This window comes from Polaribacter sp., from assembly GCF_049276715.1.
Classification (GTDB): Bacteria; Bacteroidota; Bacteroidia; order Flavobacteriales; family Flavobacteriaceae; genus Polaribacter.
The window spans coordinates 54476-61004 of record NZ_JBASWY010000029.1; the positions used below are offsets into that span (position 1 = coordinate 54476).

The 6529-nt window shown below is 28.5% G+C and carries 8 protein-coding genes; 6 read left to right on the forward strand and 2 right to left on the reverse strand.

What is annotated here, in order from left to right:
• Genes WAO74_RS08725 through WAO74_RS08735 form a run of 3 tightly spaced genes read left to right on the forward strand, consistent with a single transcriptional unit; the run spans nt 1 to nt 2621 of the window.
• A complete protein-coding gene (locus WAO74_RS08725; protein ID WP_422161282.1) occupies nt 1-735 on the forward strand; it encodes a rhomboid family intramembrane serine protease in 735 nt (244 codons plus the stop codon).
• Nucleotides 732-1583 carry a rhomboid family intramembrane serine protease gene (locus tag WAO74_RS08730; protein ID WP_422161284.1) on the forward strand — a complete coding sequence of 284 codons (852 nt, stop codon included), beginning with the start codon at nt 732-734 and terminating at the stop codon, nt 1581-1583. The genes WAO74_RS08725 and WAO74_RS08730 overlap by 4 nt, the downstream gene beginning before the upstream one ends.
• Before the next feature lie 21 nt (nt 1584-1604).
• Nucleotides 1605-2621: an endonuclease/exonuclease/phosphatase family protein gene (locus WAO74_RS08735; RefSeq protein ID WP_422161286.1), complete on the forward strand. Its 1017-nt coding sequence runs from the start codon at nt 1605-1607 to the stop codon at nt 2619-2621.
• On the opposite strand, the gene WAO74_RS08740 is transcribed toward WAO74_RS08735, so the two are convergent.
• Nucleotides 2618-2935, reverse strand: coding sequence for an antibiotic biosynthesis monooxygenase family protein (locus tag WAO74_RS08740; protein WP_422161288.1), 318 nt, complete (start codon nt 2933-2935; stop codon nt 2618-2620). The two genes, WAO74_RS08735 and WAO74_RS08740, sit on opposite strands and share 4 nt — an antisense overlap.
• Nucleotides 2932-3429 (reverse strand): GNAT family N-acetyltransferase, encoded by a 498-nt coding sequence (locus WAO74_RS08745; protein WP_422161290.1) that lies wholly within the window; start codon nt 3427-3429, stop codon nt 2932-2934. The genes WAO74_RS08740 and WAO74_RS08745 overlap by 4 nt, the downstream gene beginning before the upstream one ends.
• A 39-nt stretch (nt 3430-3468) precedes the next feature.
• Here WAO74_RS08745 and mtaB point away from each other — a divergent pair, with 39 nt between their 5' ends.
• From mtaB to WAO74_RS08760, 3 genes are read left to right on the forward strand one after another with little or no spacing between them, the layout of a single operon-like run.
• Nucleotides 3469-4803, forward strand: coding sequence for a tRNA (N(6)-L-threonylcarbamoyladenosine(37)-C(2))-methylthiotransferase MtaB (gene mtaB / locus WAO74_RS08750; protein WP_422161292.1), 1335 nt, complete (start codon nt 3469-3471; stop codon nt 4801-4803).
• A 47-nt stretch (nt 4804-4850) separates the two neighbouring features.
• Nucleotides 4851-5510: an alpha/beta hydrolase gene (locus tag WAO74_RS08755; RefSeq protein WP_422161294.1), complete on the forward strand. Its 660-nt coding sequence runs from the start codon at nt 4851-4853 to the stop codon at nt 5508-5510.
• A 46-nt stretch (nt 5511-5556) separates the two neighbouring features.
• Nucleotides 5557-6459 carry a lytic transglycosylase domain-containing protein gene (locus tag WAO74_RS08760; RefSeq protein WP_422161295.1) on the forward strand — a complete coding sequence of 301 codons (903 nt, stop codon included), beginning with the start codon at nt 5557-5559 and terminating at the stop codon, nt 6457-6459.
• The last annotated feature ends 70 nt before the right edge of the window (nt 6460-6529 follow it).

Here is a 6529-nt window from a genome sequence, read left to right on the forward strand (position 1 = left end):
ATGGGTAAAATTACAGACGCTATAAAACATCTAATAATTATAAATGTAATATTTTTTATTGCGCCTCAGCTGCTAAAATTAGATTTCACAAACCTTTTAGCATTGCATTTTCCTAAGAACCAGCATTTTGGAATTTGGCAATATGTTACACACATGTTTATGCATGGCAGTTTTGCTCATATATTATTTAACATGTATGGTTTATGGGCTTTTGGCACTCCTTTAGAACAAATGTGGGGAAAGAAAAAATTTATTTTCTTTTACTTTTCTGCAGGAATTGGGGCTGGTTTAATTTACACTTTGGTTAATTATTATCAGTTTAATGGAATTTATGAATTGTTTATAAATGCAGGTTTAAGTAATGCAGATGTGATTTCAATATTAGAAAAAGGAACGACAGCTGGTTTTAATTTAAATGATGCAATAACACAAACACAATTTGATAAAATTTACGATTTATATCATACACCTGCTGTTGGTGCTTCTGGTGCAATTTATGGAGTTTTAGTAGCTTTTGGACTCTATTTTAAAGATGCAAAATTAGCGTTGATATTTTTTCCAGTGCCAATTGCAGCAAAATATTTTATTCCTGTAATGATTTTAGGTGATTTGTTTTTTGGAATGACAAAATATTCTGTTGGTAATATTGCCCATTTTGCGCATATAGGTGGAGCTTTAATAGGCTTTTTGATTGCTTACTATTGGAAAAAAAATCAATTTAAAACTAGTTTATGAGTTTTATAGACGACATAAAAAATAGATATTCAAAAGGTAATATTGTAGAAAAACTCATTTACATTAATATTGCTGTTTTTATTTTAACCCTGTTAATAAGTGTAATTCAAGGTTTGTATAAAGGGCAAGTAAATTGGTTAGTTGAGTGGTTTTCTTTAGACGATGATGTAAATTCTTTACTAAAAAAACCTTGGTCTATAATTTCTTACGGCTTTTTGCATGCCGATTTTTTACACATTTTAATGAACTTGATAGTCCTTTATTTTATTGGAAACTTGTTTATTGAATATTTTACCCAAAAAAAGTTGTTAAGTTTCTATTTCTTAGGAACCTTTTTTGGTGGGATTTTTTACATTTTTAGTCAGAATTATTTTCCGCTTTTTGAAGGTAGATCTTCTTTATTAGTAGGTGCTTCTGCAGGTATTTCAGCAATATTTATAGGTATCACTACATACATGCCTAACTATCAATTAAAATTACGTTTTATAGGTTTTGTGAAACTCTGGTATTTAGCTGCTTTTTGGATAACATTAGATGTTTTAGGTTTAATTGGAGGAAATGCTGGAGGGCATTTTGCACATTTAGGAGGTGCTTTATTTGGCTATATTTATGTTGCAAAAGCCGGTAATAAAAACATAAATTTGTTTGATAAAATTGCATCTATTTTTACACAAAAAAAATCACCTTTAAAAACGGTATACAAATCAAACGAAAAAAGAAAAGCAACAGAAACCACAGATTTTACCCAAAAACAAATTGATGATATTTTAGATAAAATAAGTAAATCTGGTTATGATACTTTAACAAAACAAGAAAAAGAATTTCTCTTTAAACAAGGAAAAAAATAGCTAAAAAAAGAATTCCCCAACGTGAAAAAACTATCATTAATTAACAAGATTATTTTTATAATCAATTCGATGTTTGCAACAGTTTTGTTGCTCTCTTATTTATTACCTTATATTTCGCCAAAATCATTACCAGTATTTGCAATTTTAAGTTTATTCGTACCATTCCTAATTATTTTAAATATAATTTTTGTTCTGTATTGGTTAATCAATTTAAAAAAACAACTGCTTTTATCGTTTATAATTTTGGTTATTGGATGGTTTTTTAGTGCAACTTTTTATAAAGTTTCTGGGGTAAATTCTTCTTCCAATACTGATTTAAAAGTGATGAGTTATAACGTTAGAATGTTTAACCATTGGAAATGGATTAATGACGAAAACATTTCTAAAAATATTAGTGATTTTATTGCCGAAAAATCTCCAGATATTTTACTGTTTCAAGAGTATTACACTTTAGAAAAACAACAGATTAACTATCCATATAAATATGTAAAAACTAAAAATAGCAAAGCTTTTATTGGTTTGGCTATTTACTCTAAATTTCCAATCATAAATTCTGGTTCATTAAATTTAACCAACACTTCTAACAATATTATTTATGCTGATGTTTTAAGAAATAAAGATACCATTAGAGTGTATAATTTGCATTTACAATCTTTAGAATTAAATACTGACAAAGAAAATTTTGGTCAAGAAAATTCTGAGAAATTAATAGCGAGACTAAAAGAACGCTTTAAAAAACAAGCAGAACAAACAGAAAAGTTTTTAGAGCATGAGAAAAACTGGAAAGGAAAAAAAATAGTTGCTGGCGATTTTAATAACACCTCTTATTCTTGGGTTTATAATCAAATATCAAATAACAAAAAAGATGCTTTTGAGGAATCTGGAGTTGGTTTTGGAAAGACTTTTAATTATTGGTTTCCATTAAGAATCGATTTTATTTTAACGGATGAAGATGCAATTATTAATAAATTTAACTCTTTTTCAGAAAAAAATTCAGATCATTTCCCTGTTCTGGCTAAAATAAATTGGGAGAATTAATTTGTAAAACCATATTCACGTTCTACTTTGCAAATTCTTAATTGGTATTTTTTATACCATTTTTCTCTACCTAAATTTCTTGCTTCTGTATGTTCTACGTTGTTTTTCCAAGCTATAATATCCTCTTCTGTTTGCCAATAAGAAACTGTAATGCCTATTTCATTTCTTGCAGATTCTATGCCTAAATATCCTTTTTGCATTTTTGCTAATTCTTCCATTCTTTCTGCAGTTTCTAAATAACCTTCTAAATTATCTTCAACTATAGTAGAGAAAATAACAGCAAAATAAGGTGGTTTTAAATGGTCTACAATCATAATTTTAATTCGTATTTTGTTTCAGGCAATTTTATATCATTACTAATAAATTTTTTAACAATTTTAAAATTTAATCTTTCTAAAATTTTAGCTGAAGCTTTATTTTCATCAACAACATAACCCACTATTTTTTTTAATCCTATTTTTCTGCAATAAGAAATAGTGGCTTTGCAAATTTCGAAACCATACCCTTTATTCCAATATTCTTCTAAAAAACGATAACCAATTTCATCCTCTTTGCCATCTTTCACAAGGGCTAAAGTTCCTACGAATCTACTATCCTTTTTTCTTTCAATAGCATAAATCCAAAAATTATTATCTACAATATCATATTTATTGATGAGTTCTAGAATTTCTTTTTTGTGTGCTGATAAAGATTGCACTTCACCATCTGCAAATTGCATCACTTTTGGATTACTTTGCATTTTATGAAATGAATTTAAATCACTTAAAATCAGTTTTCTAACAATTAATCTTTCGCACTCAAAAATCATTAATAATGTTGTAAATTTGCAGTCCTTAAAAGTACAAGAATGATTGCAGATAAAAAAGTAGCTTTTTACACATTAGGTTGCAAATTGAATTTTTCTGAAACATCTACTATTGCTAGAAATTTTGTGAATGAAGGTTTCGATCGTGTAGATTTTTCAGAAAAAGCAGATATCTATGTGATTAATACTTGCTCTGTTACAGAAAACGCAGATAAGCGTTTTAAATCGATTGTAAAAAATGCACTTAAAATAAATGAAGATGCTTTTTTAATTGCAATTGGTTGTTATGCACAATTAAAACCAGAAGAATTGGCTGCTGTTGATGGTGTTGATTTGGTTTTAGGAGCTACAGAAAAATTTAATATTACCAGCTATATTAACGATTTAACAAAAAATGATGTTGGTGAAGTACATTCTTGCGAAATAGCTGAGGCCGATTTTTATGTAGGTTCGTATTCTATTGGTGATAGAACTCGTGCTTTTTTAAAAGTACAAGATGGCTGTGATTACAAATGCACCTATTGTACAATTCCTTTAGCACGTGGAATTTCGAGAAGTGATACTCTAGAAAACGTAATTGAAAATGCCAAAGAAATTGCTTCTAAAGGTATTAAAGAAATTGTTTTAACAGGCGTTAATATTGGTGATTATGGAAAAGGTGAATTTGGCAACAAAAAGCACGAACATACTTTTTTAGAATTGGTAAAAGAATTAGATAGTATTGAAGGAATTCATCGTTTGCGAATTTCGTCAATTGAACCAAATCTTTTGCAAGATGAAACTATTGATTTTGTTTCGAAATCGAACTCTTTTGTGCCTCATTTTCATATTCCTTTGCAATCTGGAAGTGATGAGTTATTAAAGAAAATGAAGCGTAGGTATTTACGCCAAACTTATACAGATAGAGTTTATAGAATAAAAGAATTGATGCCAAATGCTTGCATTGGTGTTGATGTTATTGTTGGTTTTCCTGGAGAAACTGATGAACTTTTTTTAGAAACTTATAATTATTTGAATGAATTAGATATTTCTTATTTGCATGTTTTTACCTATTCTGAAAGACCCAATACAGAAGCTGTAGATTTTGATGGAATTGTACCAAAAAAAATACGTACAAAACGCAGTAAAATGTTACGAGGTTTATCTGTTAAAAAAAGGCGAGCTTTTTACGAAAGTCAGTTAGGAAATACATTAACTGTTTTATTTGAAAACGAAAATAAAGAGGGATATATTAACGGATTTACAGAAAACTATGTAAAAGTTAAAACTCCTTGGAATCCTGAATTGGTAAATACTTTGCATTCTATTACCCTAACAAAAATTGATGAAGATGGATTAGTTCGATTCGATTTTGAAAACAAAAAAGCAACTGTTTAATTTGGCACTACAATTGCAATAGCTTTTATATACTTTAAAAATTATGAATGAGTAAAAAACACATATACCTTATTCCAGGATTGGCTGCTGGGCCAGAAATTTTCGAGAACATCGAGCTCTCTACTGAACTTTATACATTGCATTATTTAACTTGGAAAAAACCTTTGTCTGTAGAAGAATCTATAACCAATTATGCAATGAGAATGACCGAAGATGTTGTTCATGAAAATGCTGTTTTAATAGGGGTTTCTTTTGGTGGAATTATTGTGCAAGAAATGAGTAAATTTATAAAGACAAAAAAAATAATTATCATTTCTAGTGTAAAATCTAAAAAGGAACTTCCAAAAAGATTTAAAATAGCAGCAAAAAGTAAAATTTATAAGCTATTTCCAACCAGAATTGTAACAAACTTCGAAGATTATGCTAAGTATTTTGTAGGTAAAACTTTAGAAAGAAAAGCGAAAATTTATAAAAAATATTTATCTGTTAGAGGTAAAACCTATATTAAGTGGTCTATTGAAAATGCAATTAATTGGCCACAAGAAGAACCTTTAGAAGGTGTTGTGCATATTCATGGAACAGTTGATGAGATTTTTCCAATAAAAAATATTAGCAATTGTATTCGAGTTGAAAATGGAAATCACTCCATGATTATTACTAAAGCAAAGGAAATTTCTAAAATTATTCATGAAAATTTAACTTGCTAAAGCCACTTCTTATTCTTAAATTTAACCAACAAAAAATTGTATCATCATGAATAAGTTTTTAAGAGTATTTTCTATACTAAGCGTTGTTTTAATAACGTTTTTATTTATAAATGCTATCAATAAAGAAGAAGTAGAGCCTACAGAAAATACGCACAAAAGCTATAAAATAAAGGCATTAAAACTGCCTGCGAATTTAAATTTAGCTGGTGAAAGCGTTCCTTTAGAAATCCATGATGTTAAAGAAAGAATGGACAGAGAATTACTAGTAAATACCTATTGGCAATCGAATGGTTTATTGCTTTTAAAAAGAGCCAATAAGTACTTTCCTATTTTAGAACCACTATTAAAAAAACATGGTTTACCAGACGATTTTAAATTTTTAGCTCTAGCAGAAAGTGGTTTTACCGACGAAACATCCTCTGTTGGTGCAGCTGGTATGTGGCACTTTATGAAAACTACAGGCAAAGAATATGGTTTAGAAATTAACGATAATGTGGATGAAAGATATAATATCGAAAAATCTACAGAAGTAGCTGCGAAATATTTAAAGAGTTCTTATGAACGTTTTGGTTCTTGGACCTTAGCTGCAGCATCCTACAATGCTGGTAATTACGGAATTTCTAAAAGAATCGAAGCACAAAAAGTAAATAATTATTATGATGCGCTTTTGCCAGATGAAACAGAACGTTACGTATTTAGAATTCTTGCTTTAAAAGAAATTATTTCGAATCCAGAAAAATATGGTTTTGTTTTTGATAAAAGTGATTTGTATACTTCAGATAAAACAACTATTATAAAAGTAGATACTGCCATTACTAACGTTACTGATTTTGCTAGGAAATTTGGAATTACTTATAAAGAACTAAAAATTCACAATCCTTGGTTGAGAGAAAATCACTTAAATAACAACAGTAGAAAATTATACGAAATTAAAATTCCTGTGAAGTAACTACTTTCTAAATGATAAAAAAAAGCTTGAGAAATTTCTCAAGCTTTTTTTTATCATTTAGAAAGTAGTT